Origin of the sequence: Metallosphaera sedula DSM 5348, from assembly GCF_000016605.1 — an archaeon.
Lineage (GTDB): Archaea > Thermoproteota > Thermoprotei_A > Sulfolobales > Sulfolobaceae > Metallosphaera > Metallosphaera sedula.
The window spans coordinates 1,037,795-1,056,676 of record NC_009440.1 but is presented as its reverse complement, the minus strand read 5'-3'; the positions used below and the strand labels follow the sequence as shown (position 1 = coordinate 1,056,676).

Genomic DNA, 18,882 nt, shown 5'->3' with positions numbered 1-18,882 from the left:
CCTATCTCCTTGTCAGCAAGATGGGTATTACCTTAGCCCTTAAGTACTCTAGCACGTTATTCTCGTGACTTATCATCATCTCGTATGCCCTTTCCGCATCTCTGGCCTTAATTGCGTCCAATATACCCTGATGCTCCCTAAGCTCCTCGACTCTCCTATCGAAACTGGTAAACAGCGTAACCCTAACCACCCTTAACTTCAATCTTATCTCCCTGAGGTAGGAGTACATGAAAGGGTTCTCCGTGGCCATGGCGACTCTGTCGTGGAACTGGCCGTTAAGCTCCGCCAACCTCGACGGATCTGGATTCTCCTTATACGTTTCCTCCTTCACCTTATTTAGTATCTCCTCCATCTTGGCAATGTCCTCCTGTTTGGCCCGAACTGCAGCCAACCTGCTCGCCGTGGACTCTAGCGGAATTCTAACCTCATATAATTTCTCCACTTCGTCTGATGTAATATGTATTACAGCGTAGGATCTATTCATTTTCTTAACTATTCCCTCAGACTCCAGCATCTTGAGTGCTTCCCTTACTGGCGTTCTGCTCATGTTCAGATCCTTGCATAGCTTGTCCTCTGTGAGGAGTTGTCCCTGAGCGTAATCTCCTCTCAGTATTCTCTTGAGGATCTCGTCGTAAGCAGTTTCGCTTAAACTGTTAGACATGAATACAAATCTGCATACTATTTTATTAAACTTGCTATTTATCCCTTAGTTTGGCTTCAAGGTCGCTAAAGGCGAGTATTCTTAGTTTTTCCTCGTAAGAATATTTTTCTAGTTGATCTTCTTTAACTTTGAGCCCAATACCTTGACCCGCTGGAACCTCCAGTGTCCCGTGACGAAATCTGGGTATGTTTTCGAATAAACCTGATGGAAAATCCGAGATGGTGAACTCTATGATACTAATTTCGGACCTTGCGGAGGCGATCTGAAGGACATACATCAAGGAAAGCGGTGAGGAATCTGGCCTGTCATGCGGGGCAACCTTCACGTTATAACCTGAGGCTAAGTCCAGAACCTTCAGGAACTTACTTACTCCCCCAATCTTGGCTATGTCAGGTTGAAGGTAGGCGATTCCGGTCTCCAATAGCCTCCTGAAGCCGTGTATGGTGTACTCGTTCTCCCCTGCAGCTATGGGTACAGGGGAGTAATCGCATAGCTTTCTCAATGAATCGTAATCATCCAAGGGCCAGATGGGCTCCTCTACCCACTCCACCTCGTATTTAGCCACCGCGTCCACGAACTTCTTCGCGCTCTCCAGGTCGAAGGGAGCGTTCATGTCTAGGGCAACCTTCACGTCGTATCCGATCTTCTCCCTGATCTCGTGGAGGTCCTCCACCACGGAGGACGGAGGTTGATGCAACTTGATCATCTTGTAACCTCTCTCGGTCGTCTTAACTACAGTGGATACGACATCCTCACTGGACTTAAACCTTGGGAAACTGCCGTAAACGGGCACCCTTTCCCTAACCCTCCCGCCAAGCATTTCCGCCAGGGACGTGTTAAGCTTCCTTGCCCTAGCGTCCCACATGGCCATTTCCACTGAGCTTATGGCCCCCGTAACAACTCCACAGTTACCCGCTGTTAACATTACCTTCTCTAGGAAGGTCTCAACGTCGTAAGGTAAGGTGATGGGATACCTACTGAGAAGAGGGACAATCAATTCCTTGAGGATTGAGACGTAGGCCCCTAGTATTCCGCTCCCGAAGACGCCGGTCTCTCCCCAACCACTCACGTCATCCCAACTTGCCTTCACGTATAACTGCACTGACCATTGATCAGAAAATTCTGACACAGGATCAGTAAAAAATGGAATAGATAGGGGAAAAATCTGAATGTTCACCCGGTGGTTCCCTCCAGTAACTCCACTATTTATGCACTTATGTATAGTTTTATCGGCGAGAACTCCTCATGGTGAAGTACCTCGGCGGCAGTTAACCTTCCGTTCATGACCCTAAGCATGTAATTGAACACCCTCTCTCCAGCCTCCTCTAGCGAGATCTTGAGGTCTAGCAGATCCGAAACGTCCACATCTATATGCTCACTCATGGTTCTAGCCGTCTTGGGATTGCCAGTTATCTTTATCACAGGTATTAAGGGGTGACCCACAATATTTCCTTGACCCGTGGTGAACAGGTGGAGCACTGATCCCTTAGCGGCGAACAACGTCACCGCCTCGGCAGCCGCTGATGAGGTGTTCACGAAACATAGGGTACCTTGCTTCTCCCTAACCAGAGGATCTAGGTAATCAAGGACGCAGTTAACCTTCCTATGTCCGAGCTTTTGAATGTTCCCTAGCGCTTTCTCCTCTATCGTGGAGAGTCCTCCCTTAATGTTTCCTTGGGTGGGCTGGGATCCAAGGAGATCCGCACCTTCCCTTTCTATCACGTCAATGTACTCCCTATAGATCTTCAGGAACTTTTCCCTTAAGGCTTCGTTGGCCATCTTGTCAGCTACGATGTCCTCTGCACCCGTAAGCTCTGAGGTTTCGCCAAACATGGCAACTGCTCCCAGGTCAACCATCTTATCCACCACGACCCCGACGGAGGGGTTAGATGCTAAACCCGAGGTAGTGTCAGATTCCCCGCACTTAACGCTCATAACAATGGAAGAAATGTCCACCTCTGTGCGCTGTTTCTCGCTTGCCTCCTGAACCATCTCCTTGGCCTTCCTTGAGGCCCTCTCAATGGTCTTTAGGTCACCGTATCCCTCAATGGGGAAGACCTCAACGGGTTTACCTGTCTTGGCGATACCGTCTGCCACCCTATTGGCCCAATTGTCCTCAATCCCTATTACGATGACCCCAGCGACGTTTGGGTTCGCCCCGGTCCCTGAAAGGATGTGAAATAGGAGGTCAAGATCTCTACCAAACTGTAACCTACCGTAGGGGTGAGGAACAGCCACGACACCGTTAACTATCTTGGAAACCCCCAAGGCTGCGGAATTGGAAAGGTCATCCAAGGGAAGAACCAGGACGTGATTCCTTACGCCAACAGCTCCATTCTCCCTTATGTAACCCTTGATTGTCATCATTTTGACCACCTTATGGATTTGAGGTTGTGAATATGGACATGTTGTCCCTTGGATATGTTGGTGGTGGCCACACCAATCGGCCTACCGTATTTTAGTACCTTCTCCCCCTGCCTTATGTCCCTGAGTGCTATTTTGTGACCCAGGGGAACATCATCTAAGGTCTTGATTATCTCATGTTTAGAGTTGTTCTCTAAATACGCGCAAAGAACTTCCTCTCCCTTTTTGACGTCTGTGGTGGCCACGCACACATCATCCTTTTCCGAATGAATAAGACCTCGTGGCATATGTTAAGAATGTATCTGTTATTAATATACTTTGTGTATATACCATACTGTATACAAAACAAGAGAATGAAAATCTGCGGGGAACGTCGAAACATGAGAAAGACTGAACTAGATAAAGAAGGGAATCTTTTCCTTCATCTTGACCAGAGTACTCCAAAGCTGTGCATCAATGGGTATGCCCTCGGTCAGCCTCCTGGCCTTCAATTGAAGGCCGTGCTCCCCAGGGAACTCCATTCCCAGAAGTTTCCTGATTTCATCGATCTGTTCAGTGTAAGACGCAAAGTAGAATGGATTTATTACAATCAATATTTCTCCCTTATTAGGAGGATTTTCAGTGTTAAGTACCCCCTTCACGTTAGGACCCATTGCCGATCCCGAAATGAATGACGTCAGTATTTCAAGGACTAGCATGAGGTAGAAACCCCTTATTCCCCCGATTGGGAGTATCCCACCCCTTAGGGCAAGCTCAGGATCGGTGGTCGGTTTTCCCTCGCTGTCCACTGCCCATCCCTCGGGTATGGGTTCGCCCTTTCTCTGGGCCTCCAATATTTTCCCCCTTGACGTGGATGACAGGGCCATATCCAAGACAATGGGAGGGGCATGGGGAATACCAATTGAGAGGGGCGTTGTGGACAGGAGTTTCCTTGAGGTACCGGGGAGAACTACCGCGGGCTCGGCATTTCCAAACATGATCCCCACATAACCTCGTGTGGCTAGTTTATCCGTGTAATAACCTAGGAAACCAATGTGGGAAGCATTCTTCACTGCTATGACACTGGAGGGTTCGTCGAACTCGTGTTGGATTAATTGGTTCCACAGGACTATTCCGACGCTATGTTTTCCATCGATCCACATGGATCCCCTCTCCTTTTTTAGGACGTCGTATTGTAATCTCCTTGAGATCGTTCCTAGTTCTACCCCCTTCACAAGGGGTATCAATCTCTGAACTCCGTGAGAGGAGTGTCCCCTAAGTTCTGCCTCAACCATGTGGTCCGCTATAACCTCGCTTCCCTCGACTTCCCTTTCGTTCAATATCTCCACGATAATGGATTTCAGTTCTTCTGCGCTGACGTTCATCCTGTTTAAGACAGACATGCTCTCCCTATTAAGCCCATCTCAATTCCTCCATGGAGTATAGGGATCTGGACAGGAAATAGCTCTAGGTTCAACGTGCAAGAAGCGAAGCTGACTTAACACGGGATGTGTGGCCTCAGCTCCATGGACTAACAGCATTTTTCCCAGTTTTGCGTGTCTTGACTACTGCAATATTTCTCGAGGCTAAACCGTAATTGAACTGAAAAATGTCTACCCACAGAATGATTAGATATCGGTAAGATTTGACATAATCTATCGTATACTATATAAAAGTTTTTAAAGTATACAGAAGCATATATTCATGTGTCAGACAAACCTTTCAAATTGGCGAAGGTAATAGGACCCGTGGCCATAATAGCCTCGGCAGTAAGTCAAGAATACGGAGCTGGTATCAACGCGGTAGCCACACAGAGTATTGGATCATATCCTGCCATACTCAACCTTGTTCCAGCAATCATGTTCATAACTGGATTGCTCATGCTTCCCAAGGTATTCATGTATCAGAAGTTTGGCAAGGTGGCAAGCAGAAGCGGAGGACAATACGTCTGGATATCTAGAACTACCACTCCGGAGGTGGGATTTATTGTTCACTTTCTATACTGGATTGGAATAGTATCTGCCATAGGGTTCATTAGCTACACTGTTGGATCTACCCTAGCTTCAACACTCGTGTCATTGGGGATATCCTCTGGGGCGTGGTTCGCTACATTTACAGGGCATATTGTGCTGGGGTTGGCCCTAATATGGTCCTTCTTCTTAATTCATTACACGGGCGTGAGAAGCTATGGAGTTGTGGTAACTCTGCTGTTTGCCCTCGTTTTGCTAGGGGCAATCATATCAATGGTTGCGGGTTTCGGCACCGCTAATTCTGTCTACACTGGTTATTTATCGAGTCAAATATTTCATGGAACGATTCCCAGTTACACTACACCTCCCCTAACTTACTCGGATATTTTCGGTACAGTAACCCTGTTCATTTTTGCGTATGCGGGCATAAGCGCGGCCCCTCTCCTAGGTGGAGAGGCTAAGGATCCCAAAAAGGACATGCCAAGGGGTATATTCCTAGCGTGGTTGATTGCGTTAGTCCTGTTTACCTTAGTTTCGCTTGCAGTCTTCCACGCAATAACTGGAGGGCAAGTGTTTGCGTTAATAAAATCAAAGTATTCCTATTACGCTACCATTCCTGGCATACTGAGCATATCTGAACCGAAACTTATCGGAGCTATATTCTCAATCATAGTTACAATTATTATAATGAAGACAATCATGCCCCAGTTACTTACCTCCAGTAGAACGCTCTTTGCCTGGGGCCAAGACAAGATACTTCCTGAGGTCTTCACTCACACTAACAAGTTTAAGGCACCCGACTTCTCCCTGCTGGTATGCGCGCTATTTGCATCAATATACCTAGTTTATACAACTAGCGTGGGTGTGTCCGCTGTGGACGTAAGATCCCTCTCTGTCCTACTTGAGATGATGGCTCTCGGGGCAGGGGTACTTCTTATCTCGACCAAGAGTAGCAAGAAAGAATGGGAAAAGGAAGTGACGACAATAGGTGCGATCATAGCAGGGTTAGCAGGTATAATAGTCACGCTTATTATTATTCCAAGCGTCGCCGTTGTACCCCACGTTTCAATTCTCCTTCAACCCTCGTTTCAAGTGATATTGGTTATAGTGATAGGTTTCCTCATCTATGAAATCGCAAAAATGTATAACAAACGGACTAAAAACATCGATCTAAATGATCTAATAAAGAAAGAGCTACCCCTGGAATGATATTTTTATTATTAAAAAATACATAATCTAATTATTTTTATAGACTATTTGGGCCTTTAAATAGGTAAAGATCTCCGTGTAGGGAAAGGCTCCCAGAAGTGCCCGGATATACATGACACCTAGACCTTATTCATTGCCTATAACCGTCTCCTTCACCAATATGTTCCACCTTGATATCCGAATGGTAAAATCCCTCATCTAGGCATTGGTACATTCTCTAACGTTTCAGACACTACAGAAGACTATCACTATGTATATGACAGTGAATTCGTTATAGTATACAGCATAAGATATGACATATAATAAAAAAATATATACTACATGCTCTAATCTATAATGAGGAATGTTATGGCAGATAAATCGCTTTCATGGGAAGAGGTAAAGGAGAGACTATTCAACAATCTAGATCTCTCGAAGGAAAAATGGTTCCACTATAAGATGCTCTTGCTCGTGGGAGGAGGAGTATTCGTAGACGCATATAATACGGTCGTGCTGACTCCGGTTTTAAACCAACTTAAGTCCGTATTTCATCTCACCGCATTGTTAGTGACTGCTATCGGGGTTGCAGTAGTCATAGGAACAGGTATAGGGGCCTTAATCTCGGGTTACCTCGTGGATAAGATAGGAAGAAAGACAATGTTTATCATAGACCTGGTTTTCTTCGTCATAATAGCAGGGTTGTCGGCATTCTCGTTAAATGGGTATATGCTATTTGCGCTCAGACTACTAGTCGGAATCGGTGTAGGTCTCGATTATCCCATCTCCAGCTCATATCTTTCGGAATTTGTTCCTGTCAAGTCTAGAGGCAAGTTCATGGCATACGATATTCTTTTCTATCCCATAGGAGCCTTAGCTGCAATATTGGTAGGTTACTGGCTATTGTCAGTTGGAGGTTTAGATGCATGGAGGTTTGCCGTTGCCTCTGCAATAATACCTGCTGTCATAATCGCTGTGGCCAGACTGGGTAGTCCAGAATCGCCAAGATGGCTCCTGGAGCAGAATAGAGTTGACGAAGCTATTGCCGTAGTGGAAAGGGTCATAGAGAGACCTCTTTCAGACGAGGAAAAACAAGCGATTAAGTCCGCCAAGGTAGAGAAAGTTAAGAACCACGTATTATAAAGAACTATTGACGAAATTCTCTAGGAACTCAGCGTTTATTGCAATATATTATACTGGCTATCAGATAGCGTTCGTCGCAGCGGGTGTTCTCAGCTCACTCTTCGCCACTTCCTTGAAGATACCTGTGGAGACTGCGGGTGCCTTATTTTGGATCGAGAATATTATTGCAATACTGATCATTGCCTATACAATTGATAGGTTTGGGCGTAAACCCATGGCTAGCATAGGATGGATAGGCAGTATCCTTGCATTCTTGGCGTTAATATTCGTCCCCAGTACCGTAGGTAAGATTGCCCTCTTGGTCATTTACTCATTGTTGGCACTTTTCTTGAATTTCCAGGGTGGGCTCCACTTGGATCTTTCAGCGGAGCTTGCTCCCACGAGGATCAGGGGCACAATGGAGGGCTGGAAGCAAGGAGTTTCTAGGATTATTGCAGCAGGTTTCTCTACGGCTGTATTTCCTTTGATGTCATTCCATGAATCGTTATACGTCATGCTAGCTGCAGCAATTGTGGCGTTCATTGCAACCGTAGTAATGATGCCAGAAACAAAGGGGAAATCGCTGGAGAAATTATGGAAATAGAAAATTTATAAAAAGATAAAAATTTTTTAATCACTATAGACTATTAGTTTTGTCTCTGTCATTTCAAGCATTGTGTCTAGGACGCTCTCTCTTCCTATTCCGCTTTTCTTTGTACCTCCAAAGGGGAGATTATCCCACCTTAGTCTGGTGGTATCGTTTATCACAACCGTTCCGACCTTTAACCTAGAGGCAATCCTTAGAGCTCTGCCGAAGTCCTTTGTGAAGATAGATGCGTCAAGTCCATACTCAGTTGAGTTAGCCACGTCCACGGCCTCGTCATCGCTATCTACGCTCACTATGGGAAGAATCGGTCCAAAGACTTCCTCCTTAAGTACCTTAAGGTCGGAGAAGGGCCTCAATCTAAGGATTACGGGAGGGAAATAGTTGCCCCTCTCCTGAACTTCTCCCTTGTATATTATTTCTCCCCCTTTGGAGACGGCATCGTCTAGAAATAGCTTCATCCTTTCCCTAGCCTCCCCAGATATTAAGGGGGATAGGTCGGTGTTTTCGTCTAGCGGATCCCCAATCCTGAGCTTGCTTACTTCCTCACGCAATAGGGCCGAGAACTTGTCCTCTATCTCCTTTCTGACTATGACTCTCTTGGTCGCGTTACAGAACTGGCCCGCGAAGTCGTACCTGCCCAACAACGCGGACTTAACGGCCCTCTTTAGGTCAGCATCCTCCAGTACTATCATGGCGTCGCTTCCCCCTAGCTCCATGATAACCCTTTTACCTTCCCTTATGGCTCTACTTGCTAGTCCCAGTCCCACAGACGCAGAGCCAGTGAAGGTGATCACGCTAACCTTGGGATTTGTTACGAATTCGTCTCCTATCATGCTAGAATCCCCTGTAACCACGTTAATGGCACCAGGAGGGAAAACTCTTGATACTAGTTCCCCCAGTTTCAGTTGTGTCAAGGGGGTCAGGGATGAGGGCTTAAACACTACACTGTTTCCCACTGCAAGAGAGGGAGCGACTTTATGAGCGAAACTGGCTGCCGGGAAATTGAAAGGAGTAATGGCTCCCACCACACCTATGGGTTCCCTAGTGATTAAGGCCATCCTCCTCTCGTTTCCTGCAGGAAATTCGTACTCTTGTAGGGGTATATATTTGCCCTCAAAAACCCTCCTTACCTCAGAGGACGCAAGCTCAAAGATCTGTGCTGTCCTCTCTATCTCACCCTTGGAACTCTTTATTGGTCTACCTGTCTCCCTAGTCATTGTTATTGCGAGTTCCTGGAGGTTTTCCCTAATCAACTGCGAAACCTGGAGGAGTAGCCTTGACCTTTTTGCAATTAAAAGAGAATTCAAGGCATCTAGAGCTGTCCATGCTGACTCTATGGCTTCCTTAACTTGCTCCCTTGACAGCAAGGGAACCGTATCCACTGTCTCCATGGTTGCAGGATTCCTAACCGATATCTTAGACTCGGATGAGATTCTTTTTCCTCCTATTAGAGCTTCCATGTATACAATTCAGTATTCTTCATTATAAACCTTATTATTGACCTTTGTAATAAGTAAAAACTAATAAAGAGTAAAGACTCAATTGAGAATGTGGATTTCTTTGTCCGAAAACATTCTAAGGGAATTGGATGGAATTAAGTGTTCGTTGGAAGAAAGGACAGATTTCCTCAATAATAGAGTAAGACCAGTCGTGGTGACTTACCCATCTAGAACTGAGGAAGTAGCGAAAATAGTAAATATTGCAAGAGAACATGGTTTACCCATCGTAGTCTGGGGTGGAGGTACCAGTTTAGCCGGGCACTTGGTATGTGATGGTTGTATTTTAATTGACATGAAGTTCATGGACAAGATAGTCGAGATAAATGATACGGAATGGTACGTGAGAGTACAACCGGGCTTGATCCTTTCAAAATTAAATGATGAGCTTAAAAAAATCGGCTTCTTCATACCTCCCGAGCCTGCTAGTTCCTTTGCATGTTCCGTGGGAGGAGTAGTCAATAACGCCTCAGGAGGTATGCGAAGTGTAAGGTACGGCACTTTCAGAGACTGGGTGCTTGCCTTAGAGGTGGTTTTACCATCTGGAAAGGTGATAAGAGTTGGTGAGCCGTTCGTCAAGAATAGAGCCGGGTACGACTTAGTTCACCTCTTCGTGGGTAGTGAGGGAACGCTTGGCATAGTGACGGAGATTTGGTTCAAGATCATTCCTGTCCCTGAAGAGGTAAAATACTCGATCATGATGGAACTGTCTGACTTCAGACAAGGTACCGAGATAATCAGGGAACTTAGAAAGAATCGCGTCGTTATAGATGTGGCAGAATATATGGATGGATTAGTAGCTAAAACAATAAATAAACATTTTAATACTAATATACCGGAGAGCGTCGGTGGGACGATTACACTATCCTCTTCTTCGACTTATCGAGAAAAAATTGAAAAAGTGTTAAGACAGCACTCTATTACATTCACAGAGGTGGATGAGGATAAAACTCTATCGGAAAGAGCCTTGGCAGGACTGGCCCTAAAGGCTGAGTGGAACGAAAGAGTTTCGGAGGACATTGTTGTGCCCCTATCTAAACTTGATGAAGCTTTTATGAAAATTAAGGAACTTGAGGAAAAGAGCGGCGTTAAGATAGCCATTTTGGGGCACATAGCTGACGGAAATTTACACCCAAATATTCTGATCTCGAGTAGAGACGATCCTCGACTTACGAAAATCTATGACGAGATAGGAAGGATAGCAATAGTACTAGGAGGATCAATTTCGGGTGAACATGGAATAGGCTACATGAAAGCTGATTTAATGAAGGAACAGTTAACAGCTCATAACGGCATTGAGGTTCTTAAAATCATGAATGACATTAAAGGTTGTATCGATCCGCACCACTTTATGAATCCTGGCAAGTTCGTTGAGCTAGCCTGGAGTCGTTACCTAATTAATAAGGATTAATCTATAATGATGTGGAGATACTAATAACTAATGAAATCGGCTTTCTAAAAATTCTCATTGAGCATAAAACACGTTGTACTATTAAATAACAAAAACTATTTAAGAAACATTGTATACAACATTATATAAGAGAGTGCATACATATGGTTATCAAGAGTAATCCAGACAAGGATAGTGAAGGAGTAAAAAAGACTCATAACCCATTTGATGCATTGGATAATATTCGCTCCAATAGAAAGATATTTTTCATTCTATTGGTAGCTGGAATAGGAGCATTTGCCGATTATTATAACACTGCGGGGATATTGACACCGTCCAGCTTGAGTTATTTAAAGTATTTCTCTGTGACGACGTCAGTCTATGGCCAATTCGTGTTCTTTCTTAATATAGGTATATTGATAGACGCAATAACTTGGGGACCACTGGTGGACCTCCTAGGCAGAGCTAGAATGTTCTTCGTGGATTTGGTTGTTATGCTTGTCTTTGCGACCTTGTCCATATTTGCCACTAACTTCCACGAGTTTGAGCTATTCAGGATACTAACAGGTTTTGCAATAGGGGGCGATTACGGCGCCGCACTGCCGTTTCTGTCTGAGTTTGCGCCAAAGGCAATTAGGGGAAGAATATTGGCGCTGTTTTGGGTACTGGCGCAAAGCGGACTTGTGGTCGGAACACTGGTGAGCTACTACTTTTTGTCAATATCGTCGATCTCACCAGAAATCTGGAAAATTATATTCGTGACAGGCTTGATACCCATCATTATCGGAGCAGGATTAAGGTTTACTGTCCCAGAGTCTGCTAGATGGCTTCTATTCAAGGGAAAAACTGATAAGGCAGTTGAGGCGGTAAGGAAGGTCACGGGGAGTTCACCCCAAGAGACGGTAAATAATATCACTAGTTCATTCAATATTCGTAAAAATATACCTCTGTTACTTCTCCTCATTGTCCCAACGTTTATTGGGATATATGCTACCGCTATGCCCGCAGGACTATCCACCTATTTCTTCCCTTACATCACGCAGAGTTTGGGATTGTCTAAGCTTACTTCAGTGCTGTTGCAAGTCCCAGTTGTCTGGGTATCAGAAATCGTATTTACTTTAATTTTAGCTCTTATTACAGATAAAATTGGTAGATTAAATTCACTGATAATAGGAGGTACTGTATTAATAATTTCTACGTTACTGATAATTCCGCTAACGCATAATGTGGATGCCCTACTTCCCTTGATATTCATCTCCAATGGGAGTAGCGTATTTTCTCAGACAATCATTATAAATTGGGGTGCAGAGCTATATCCTACAAACATGAGAGGTATAGCATCTGGAATTAACATAATGGCATTTAGGCTATCCCTGGCGTCAACAGGGTTCATTGAACCTGTGCTGTTATCATTAGGTGGTGTTCCGGCTCTATACGCTTTCCTAGGATTATTATCTCTTATTGGAGTTATGACCGTAATGATATTGGTTGGTAAGAGGGGTTCGGTGGAAGGAAAGTCGTTAGAAGAAATAACTGATAGATTTAGATAACTGCAGATCATTGTATTATAGAGGATAGTTTATTATAAAAGTTTTTTATTTTCTTTATCAATATAACCATCCGTTAGAGAGCGTATTGGGATTGTCGTGATGTAGCCAATTGATACAAATAGTTTCCCTTGACAGTGATGTAGCCAGATCTTGAACCGATAAAAATACACGTCGTTGACAGTAGGATATATGAACGTGACTACGCATGATAGACGAAGAATTAGGAGAGAACCTTAGCCTAGAGTTATAGGTTTATGGCGAACCATAGGTCCTGGGCTAACATAGATAAAGTATATCATAGTCATAACCTAAACGCGAACTTAAGCATTCAGCTGTAATCGCATAACAAAGTGTTAGGTTATTGAGCAGATGATTTCAGACCATGATCTCAAGATAATAAACCCTAATGTCTTCGAAAGGATAGAAACTTACCGAATAATCATTATATACTAATTGGTATACAGAAAGGTATATATATCATGCTCATCTTACTATAGTTAATGACTTCGGATACTTTCTATAGCCTTGTAGAGGAGGTATCAGAAACTCTTTACTATAAGGCCCTTACAGTCATTCCAAAGGACGTGGTTGAAAGAATAGGAAAGGCCTACGAGATGGAACAAAGTGAGCTGGGAAGGCGAGTGTTGGATACGATAATGAAGAACATAGAGGTAGCGACCAAAAGGAACCTACTTGTATGTCAAGATACGGGAACGCCAGTGTACTCCGTAGAGCTGGGAGATTTCGAGATCTCCCTTCCTAAGCTTAGGGATAGTATCGCGCGGGGCGTGAGGAAAGCTACGCTGAAGTATCACTTGAGACCCAACATGGTACATCCCATTACTAGGGAAAACACGGGTGATAACACGGGGAGAAGTTCACCAATAATACACTTTGAAATCAACGAAGAACTAAAGGATAAAATAAGAATTACCGCCCTACCGAAGGGCTCAGGCTCTGAGAATATGTCATCCCTGAAAATGCTTAGGCCCGCGGATGGTATCTTGGGGGCGAAGAAGTTCGTGTTAGAGACCATAGCGAACGCTGGAGGGAAGGGATGCCCTCCCTACATAGTGGGGGTAGGAATTGGAGGAGATTTCGAATCGGTGTCTCACTTAGCTAAGAGGGCAGTTATGCGTCCTGTGGGATCCAGGAGCTCGGACCCTGAGGGAGCTAAACTTGAGGAGGAGCTCTTCTACCTGGTGAATGGGTTGGGAGTGGGTCCCATGGGTGTTGGAGGAAAGTTCACGGCCATAGGGGTTCACGTTGAAATTGGGGAAACACACATAAGTAGCTTGCCCGTTGCCGTGAACGTCCAGTGTTGGAGGGGAGAAAGGGCTACGGCTGAGGTAACCCTCGACATGAAGGTTAACATGGGTGATTGAGATGAGTAAATTGGAAACTCCACTCAAGGAGGACGTTGTCCAATCTTTACGTCTTGGAGAAGAGGTATACCTCTCAGGGAAAATTTACATCATGAGAGACGCTACCCTCAGGAGAATCTTCGAGCAGGGAGTTGCTCCACCTGTAAACTTGAAAGACCAGGTTGTATTCTTTGGGGCACCAAGCTTCACAAAGGACTCCAACGGGTACACAATCCTCTCAGTTGGGGTAACCACTTCCCAGCGCATGGAAAAGTATATTCCTCGCCTCCTCAATGAGCTTGGGGTGAAGGGTATTGTAGGGAAGGGAGAGCTGAGCGAGAGGATGAACCCAGAGTTTTCAAGGGCCAAGTCGGTGTACCTCCTTTTCGTGGGAGGCGCCGCTGCACTAGCTACCTCATCCATACAGAGGGTTAACAAGGTTTGGTGGGAGGACCTCAGGGGAGAGGCACTCTTCGAGGTTGAGGTAAACTCCTTAGGACCTGCCTTTGTGGCCATAGACGCTCAGGGAGGTAACCTTCTTATGGAGAATAGGGAGAAAGTGCTGAGGAACTTGAACGCCCTTCTAAAGGAGGAGTGAAATGGACGCTGAAGTAATTACCACAGACCTCATCGTGCTGGGAAGTGGACTTGCTGGCCTGAGGTCAGCGATAGAGTTCGATAAGCTTTCAGGGGGGAAATACGAGGTTTCTGTTCTGTCCAAGGTTCAGGTAATGAGGTCTCATTCTGTGGCTCCTGAGGGAGGAGCAGCTGCGGTCATGCAGGTTGGAGACTCCTTTGAGCAACACGCATACGACACAGTTAAGGGGTCAGATTTCCTAGCAGATCAGGACGCCGTGGAGCAATTTGTTGTGGATGCTCCCCAGGAAATCCTTCAGCTTGAGCATTGGGGGATGCCCTGGGCTAGGGACTCGGAGGGAAACCTGCTGGCAAGGGCCTTTGGGGCTCACGAAGTTCCGAGAACGTATTTCGCCTACGATAGAACCGGATTTTTCCTCATGAAAACCCTTTACGATAGGGCCCTGGGCGGGAACAACATAAAGTTCTACCACGAGTATTTCGCCACTGCCATAATTCACGACGGTTCCAGGTTCAGGGGCCTTCTCGCCATGGATAGGGCAACGGGAAATTTCTACCTGTTCAAGGGTAAGGCCTTGATCATGGCCACCGGTGGGATTGGGAGGATATATAAATACGTGACCTACTCCCACACGGTAACAGGTGACGGACTTGCCATAGCCTATAGGGCGGGGATACCCCTCAAGGACATGGAGTTCATTCAATGGTTGCCCACTACCATGGTTCCATACGGTATTCCAGCGACTGAGGCATTAAGGGGACATGGGGCTCTCCTCCTTAACTCTGAGGGGGAGAGGTTCATGAAGAAGTATGCCCCGAGGAAGATGGAGCTTGCGGCCAGGGACGTAGTAACTAGGGCAATTCTTACGGAGATCAAGGAGGGTAAGGGCGTTGGGGGTCCCAGGGGTATGAGGGCAGTTCTCCTCGATACTAGGCCAGTGGGAGAGGAGAGGCTCAAAACCATCTACAAGACCTTCAGGGAGAACGCAATCCAGTTCCTAGGTAAGGATCCCCTAGAAGAGCCCATCCCAGTCCTCCCTGCGGCGCATTACTCTATGGGAGGAATTCACGTTCAGGGAACTGAACTCTCGACTCCACTAAAGGGAGTGTTCGCAGCAGGGGAAGTGGCCAACGTGAGTCTTCACGGGGCAAATAGGCTAGGCTCTAACTCCTTACCGGCCTGTTTAGTCATGGGGAGATGGGCCGGGAGAAGTGCCTTCAACTATATCTCAAAACTTGAAAATGACGTCCTTGAGGACTTGAACGATAAGGTGAAACTTGAAGTGGAAAGATCCTACTCTCTCATAAAGAAGGAGAACGGATCCATAACTGCGTACGAGGTGAGGAACAAACTGCAGGAGGTAATGGAGGATGGTGTGGGAGTGTTCAGGAACGAGGAGGGACTTCTGGACGCCATAAAGAGAATAAAGGGTCTAAAGGAGGCTTACACCGGGGTCTACGTTAGGGATAGGGCATTCGAGTATAACCTTGAATGGATACATGCTCACGAAATCATGAATTTGCTGGATATGGCTGAGGTAATAGCGGTATCGGCCCTGAACAGGAGGGAGTCAAGGGGTGCCCACTTCAGACAGGACTTCCCTTCAAGGGACGATCAGGGTTTCCTGAAGCATACCTTGGCAACCTACAGGAGCGATGGACCGGTAATATCCTACATTCCGGTAAACATCACCAAGTGGAAGCCAACAGAGAGGGTGTATTAACGTGAGGGAGTGGTTCAGGATACTGGGCTGGAACAAGGAGAGAACCCTCATGGCTCTCCACAGGATAACTGGGTGGGGGTTAACACTATTCATTGTGGGCCACATCGTCTTCGTTCATGAGGTGAGATATGGCTCGTACGTATGGAATTCCCTACTTGCTATTGACGAGAGCGTCCTCGGAAAGGTCCTCTTAGTCGTGATAATGATGGCACTAATATTCCACGGGTTGAATGGAATTAGGATAATGTTGATAGAGTCTGGCCACCTCCTAACTAAACCTAAGGAACAGGAGTATCCCTATACCACGTGGCTCACGGGAAAAAGGCACCAGACCTACGTCATGATAATGGGGGTAATAGGGATAGTGCTCACCATAGTCGCAGGACTGGTGATCTTCTCATGAGGGAGTCCACAATTAGGATGTTGACCTACGGGACGGGAATTCTGGTGTTGGCACTCGTGACGGTACATCTCCTTATCCTCTCGCCTGGAGGATTGAGCCGAAACGTCTCCTATGGCGTGGTGGTCAGGGAACTTGAGAACGTGGGATACTCCACTGCGCTTGTGCTACTCTTACTTTTCACCCTTGTCCACTCAGGCTTAGGATTAAGGAGAGCTCTCATAGATTCAGGTAACGGAGGCAGAGTGAAGGCAATCATGGGGGTGATCGTCGTGATTTTTACCCTTGTACTTGCCCTCGGCATATTAACGGTGATCGGGTGATATCATGAAGGTAATGGTAAAGGACGGAAAAACCTTGAATGTGAAGACCTTTGACGTCAAGGAAGAGGAGATAGATGATTATACCACAGTGCTCGAGTTACTCCTAAAGCTTAGGGAGGAGAGAGATCCTAGCCTAGTCCTCCGCTATTCCTGTAGGATGGCATTGTGCGGTTCTTGCGGAATGGTGATCAATGGTAAACCAAGGCTGGCTTGCCTAACCAAGGTAAAAAGCCTTGGGCTGAATCCTTTTTCATGACAATTGAAAACTTTTTATATTCGTCTATTATCAGCTAATTTTGTGGAGAAACTACTGAGACCCAGGGAGGCTTGCCAACTGCTCGGCATTTCATACACAACCTTGTTAAGATGGATTAGGGAAGGAAAAATTAGGGCAATAACAACTGAAGGCGGGAAGTACAGAATACCCTACGGCGAGGTGAAAAAATACCTAGAAAGAAGGGAGGAAATAAGGGCAGTAATTTACGCAAGAGTATCCTCAACAGACCAAAAAGAGGATTTAGAGAGACAAATAAACTACCTAACGAACTACGCAACAGCAAAAGGTTACAAGGCAATAGAAATAATAAAAGATATTGGAAGCGGATTAAACACACAAAGGAAAGGTTTACTCAGACTATTCAAACTAGTCGAGGAAAGAAGCGTCGACGTCATACTAATAACCTACAAAGATAGGCTAACAAGATTCGGATTTGAATACCTTGAAGAATTCTTCACAACAATGGGTGTTAAGATTGAAGTAGTTTTCGGAGAAGAACCAAAAGATTCTACACAAGAACTAGTTGAAGACTTAATCTCCATCATCACATCATTCGCTGGAAAAATTTACGGAATGAGAAGCCATAAAAAAACACTCCTAGTTCAAGGTGCAAAAAAACTAATAGGTGAGTTAAGTGGAGAGGACGGTGAAGTTAAGAGTCAAGGTTAATTACGCCACCTACTCAGCACTCAAAGAAGTTGAGAAAGAGTATAGAGAGGTTCTTGAGGAGGCAGTAAATTACGGGCTTGCAAAGAACACAACGTCATTCACTAGGATTAAGGCTGGGATTTACAAGACTGAGAGGGAGAAGCACAGGGACTTGCCATCCCATTATATTTACACCGCTTGTGAAGATGCCAGCGAGAGGCTAGATAGCTTCAATAAGTTGAAGAAGAGAGGAAGGAGTTACACTGACAGACCGTCAGTTAGGAGGGTTACTGTTCATCTTGATGACCACTTGTGGAAGTTCAGCCTCAGCGTGATTTCAATTGCTACTAAGAGGGGTAGAGTTTTCATTTCTCCAATCTTTCCAAAGATCTTTTGGAGGTATTATAACGACAATTGGTTAATTGCTAGTGAGGCTAGGTTTAAACTGTTGAAGGGGAATGTTGTAGAGTTCTTCATAGTTTTTAAGAAGGATGTTAAATCTTACGATCCAAGGGGTTTTATTCCAGTTGATTTGAATGAGGGTTCAGTCTCTGTATTAATTAATGGGAAGCCGATACTTTTAGAGACTAACACTAGGATGATTACTCTGGGTTATGAGTATAAAAGGAGGTCGATAACTAATGGTAGGTCTACTAAGGATAGGGAGGTTAGGAGGAAGTTAAGGAAGTTGAGGGAGAGGGATAAGAAGCTTGATGTTAGGAGGAAGTTTGCTAAGTTGATTGTTAAGGAGGCTTTTGGGAGTAGGAGTGCTATAGTCTTGGAGGATTTGCCAAAGAGAGTTCCGGAGCATATGGTTAAGGGCGTGAAGGATAAACAGCTTAGGTTGAGGATTTATCGTTCGGCATTTTCTTCAATGAAAAATGCTATTGTTGAGAAGGCTAGGGAGTTTGGTGTTCCCGTAATCTTGGTTGATCCTTCTTATACTTCTTCTATTTGCCTTGTTCACGGGTCGAAGATTATTTATCAACCCGATGGGGGCTCTGCCCCAAGGGTTGGTGTTTGTGGGAAGGGAGGAGAGAGGTGGCATAGGGATGTTGTTGCGTTATATAATTTGAGGAAAAGAGCTGGAGATGTGAGCCCCGTGCCGTTGGGCTCGAAGGAGTCCCATGACCCACCTGTCGTTAAGGCTGGCAGGTGGTTGAGGGCTAAGTCCCTACACTTGATCATGATTGAAGATAAAATGAGTGAAATGAAAGTGTAGGGA

General features: G+C 45.4%; 19 protein-coding genes. 13 read left to right on the top strand and 6 right to left on the bottom strand.

Features of this window, described 5'->3' with window-relative positions; all coding sequences use genetic code 11:
* Position 1: 1 nt before the first annotated feature.
* The 5 genes from MSED_RS05710 to MSED_RS05690 form a co-directional block, all read right to left on the bottom strand.
* On the bottom strand, positions 2–661 hold the full coding sequence (locus tag MSED_RS05710) for a GntR family transcriptional regulator (RefSeq protein WP_012021075.1): 660 nt from the start codon (positions 659–661) through the stop codon (positions 2–4).
* Between the two features lie 34 nt (positions 662–695).
* The gene (locus MSED_RS05705) at positions 696–1,838 is read right to left on the bottom strand and encodes a mandelate racemase/muconate lactonizing enzyme family protein (RefSeq protein ID WP_012021074.1); all 1,143 of its coding nucleotides are present in this window, start codon (positions 1,836–1,838) and stop codon (positions 696–698) included.
* Between the two features lie 29 nt (positions 1,839–1,867).
* Positions 1,868–3,028: a UxaA family hydrolase gene (locus tag MSED_RS05700; RefSeq protein WP_012021073.1), complete on the bottom strand. Its 1,161-nt coding sequence runs from the start codon at positions 3,026–3,028 to the stop codon at positions 1,868–1,870.
* Entirely contained in the window at positions 3,025–3,312 is a 288-nt protein-coding gene (locus MSED_RS05695; protein ID WP_012021072.1) for a UxaA family hydrolase, read from the bottom strand. Before MSED_RS05695 ends, MSED_RS05700 begins: the two co-directional genes overlap by 4 nt.
* Before the next feature lie 108 nt (positions 3,313–3,420).
* Positions 3,421–4,407, bottom strand: a complete 987-nt coding sequence (locus tag MSED_RS05690; RefSeq protein ID WP_012021071.1) for an Ldh family oxidoreductase — start codon at positions 4,405–4,407, stop codon at positions 3,421–3,423.
* 303 nt (positions 4,408–4,710) lie between these two features.
* Here MSED_RS05690 and MSED_RS05685 point away from each other — a divergent pair, with 303 nt between their 5' ends.
* The 3 genes from MSED_RS05685 (at position 4,711) to MSED_RS05675 (ending at position 7,885) form a co-directional block, all read left to right on the top strand.
* Positions 4,711–6,183: an APC family permease gene (locus tag MSED_RS05685; RefSeq protein WP_012021070.1), complete on the top strand. Its 1,473-nt coding sequence runs from the start codon at positions 4,711–4,713 to the stop codon at positions 6,181–6,183.
* 348 nt (positions 6,184–6,531) lie between these two features.
* Positions 6,532–7,302 carry an MFS transporter gene (locus MSED_RS05680; RefSeq protein WP_158497969.1) on the top strand — a complete coding sequence of 257 codons (771 nt, stop codon included), beginning with the start codon at positions 6,532–6,534 and terminating at the stop codon, positions 7,300–7,302.
* 7 nt (positions 7,303–7,309) lie between these two features.
* A complete protein-coding gene (locus MSED_RS05675) occupies positions 7,310–7,885 on the top strand; it encodes an MFS transporter (protein WP_048060054.1) in 576 nt (191 codons plus the stop codon).
* Positions 7,886–7,911: 26 nt separating this feature from the next.
* Here MSED_RS05675 and MSED_RS05670 read toward each other — a convergent pair whose 3' ends face one another.
* The gene (locus MSED_RS05670) at positions 7,912–9,348 is read right to left on the bottom strand and encodes an aldehyde dehydrogenase family protein (protein ID WP_012021069.1); all 1,437 of its coding nucleotides are present in this window, start codon (positions 9,346–9,348) and stop codon (positions 7,912–7,914) included.
* An 88-nt stretch (positions 9,349–9,436) separates the two neighbouring features.
* On the opposite strand from MSED_RS05670, the gene MSED_RS05665 reads away from it, so the two are divergent.
* The 10 genes from MSED_RS05665 to MSED_RS05620 all read left to right on the top strand — a co-directional run bounded on the left by MSED_RS05665 (position 9,437) and on the right by MSED_RS05620 (position 18,879).
* Complete coding sequence (locus MSED_RS05665) at positions 9,437–10,795, top strand: FAD-binding oxidoreductase (protein WP_012021068.1); 1,359 nt, start codon at positions 9,437–9,439, stop codon at positions 10,793–10,795.
* Between the two features lie 143 nt (positions 10,796–10,938).
* Positions 10,939–12,324, top strand: a complete 1,386-nt coding sequence (locus MSED_RS05660; protein ID WP_012021067.1) for an MFS transporter — start codon at positions 10,939–10,941, stop codon at positions 12,322–12,324.
* Positions 12,325–12,824: 500 nt separating this feature from the next.
* Positions 12,825–13,709, top strand: coding sequence for a fumarate hydratase (locus tag MSED_RS05655; RefSeq protein WP_012021066.1), 885 nt, complete (start codon positions 12,825–12,827; stop codon positions 13,707–13,709).
* Position 13,710: 1 nt separating this feature from the next.
* Positions 13,711–14,286: a FumA C-terminus/TtdB family hydratase beta subunit gene (locus MSED_RS05650; RefSeq protein ID WP_012021065.1), complete on the top strand. Its 576-nt coding sequence runs from the start codon at positions 13,711–13,713 to the stop codon at positions 14,284–14,286.
* 1 nt (position 14,287) lies between these two features.
* The gene (locus tag MSED_RS05645; protein WP_012021064.1) at positions 14,288–16,009 is read left to right on the top strand and encodes an FAD-binding protein; all 1,722 of its coding nucleotides are present in this window, start codon (positions 14,288–14,290) and stop codon (positions 16,007–16,009) included.
* A 1-nt stretch (position 16,010) separates the two neighbouring features.
* Entirely contained in the window at positions 16,011–16,412 is a 402-nt protein-coding gene (locus MSED_RS05640; protein WP_012021063.1) for a succinate dehydrogenase, read from the top strand.
* Entirely contained in the window at positions 16,409–16,732 is a 324-nt protein-coding gene (locus tag MSED_RS05635) for a hypothetical protein (RefSeq protein WP_012021062.1), read from the top strand. The genes MSED_RS05640 and MSED_RS05635 overlap by 4 nt, the downstream gene beginning before the upstream one ends.
* A 4-nt stretch (positions 16,733–16,736) precedes the next feature.
* Positions 16,737–16,988, top strand: a complete 252-nt coding sequence (locus MSED_RS05630; RefSeq protein WP_052292728.1) for a 2Fe-2S iron-sulfur cluster-binding protein — start codon at positions 16,737–16,739, stop codon at positions 16,986–16,988.
* Positions 16,989–17,030: 42 nt separating this feature from the next.
* Positions 17,031–17,678 (top strand): IS607 family transposase, encoded by a 648-nt coding sequence (locus MSED_RS05625; RefSeq protein ID WP_012021061.1) that lies wholly within the window; start codon positions 17,031–17,033, stop codon positions 17,676–17,678.
* The gene (locus MSED_RS05620; protein ID WP_048060053.1) at positions 17,644–18,879 is read left to right on the top strand and encodes an RNA-guided endonuclease InsQ/TnpB family protein; all 1,236 of its coding nucleotides are present in this window, start codon (positions 17,644–17,646) and stop codon (positions 18,877–18,879) included. Before MSED_RS05625 ends, MSED_RS05620 begins: the two co-directional genes overlap by 35 nt.
* Positions 18,880–18,882: the final 3 nt, after the last annotated feature.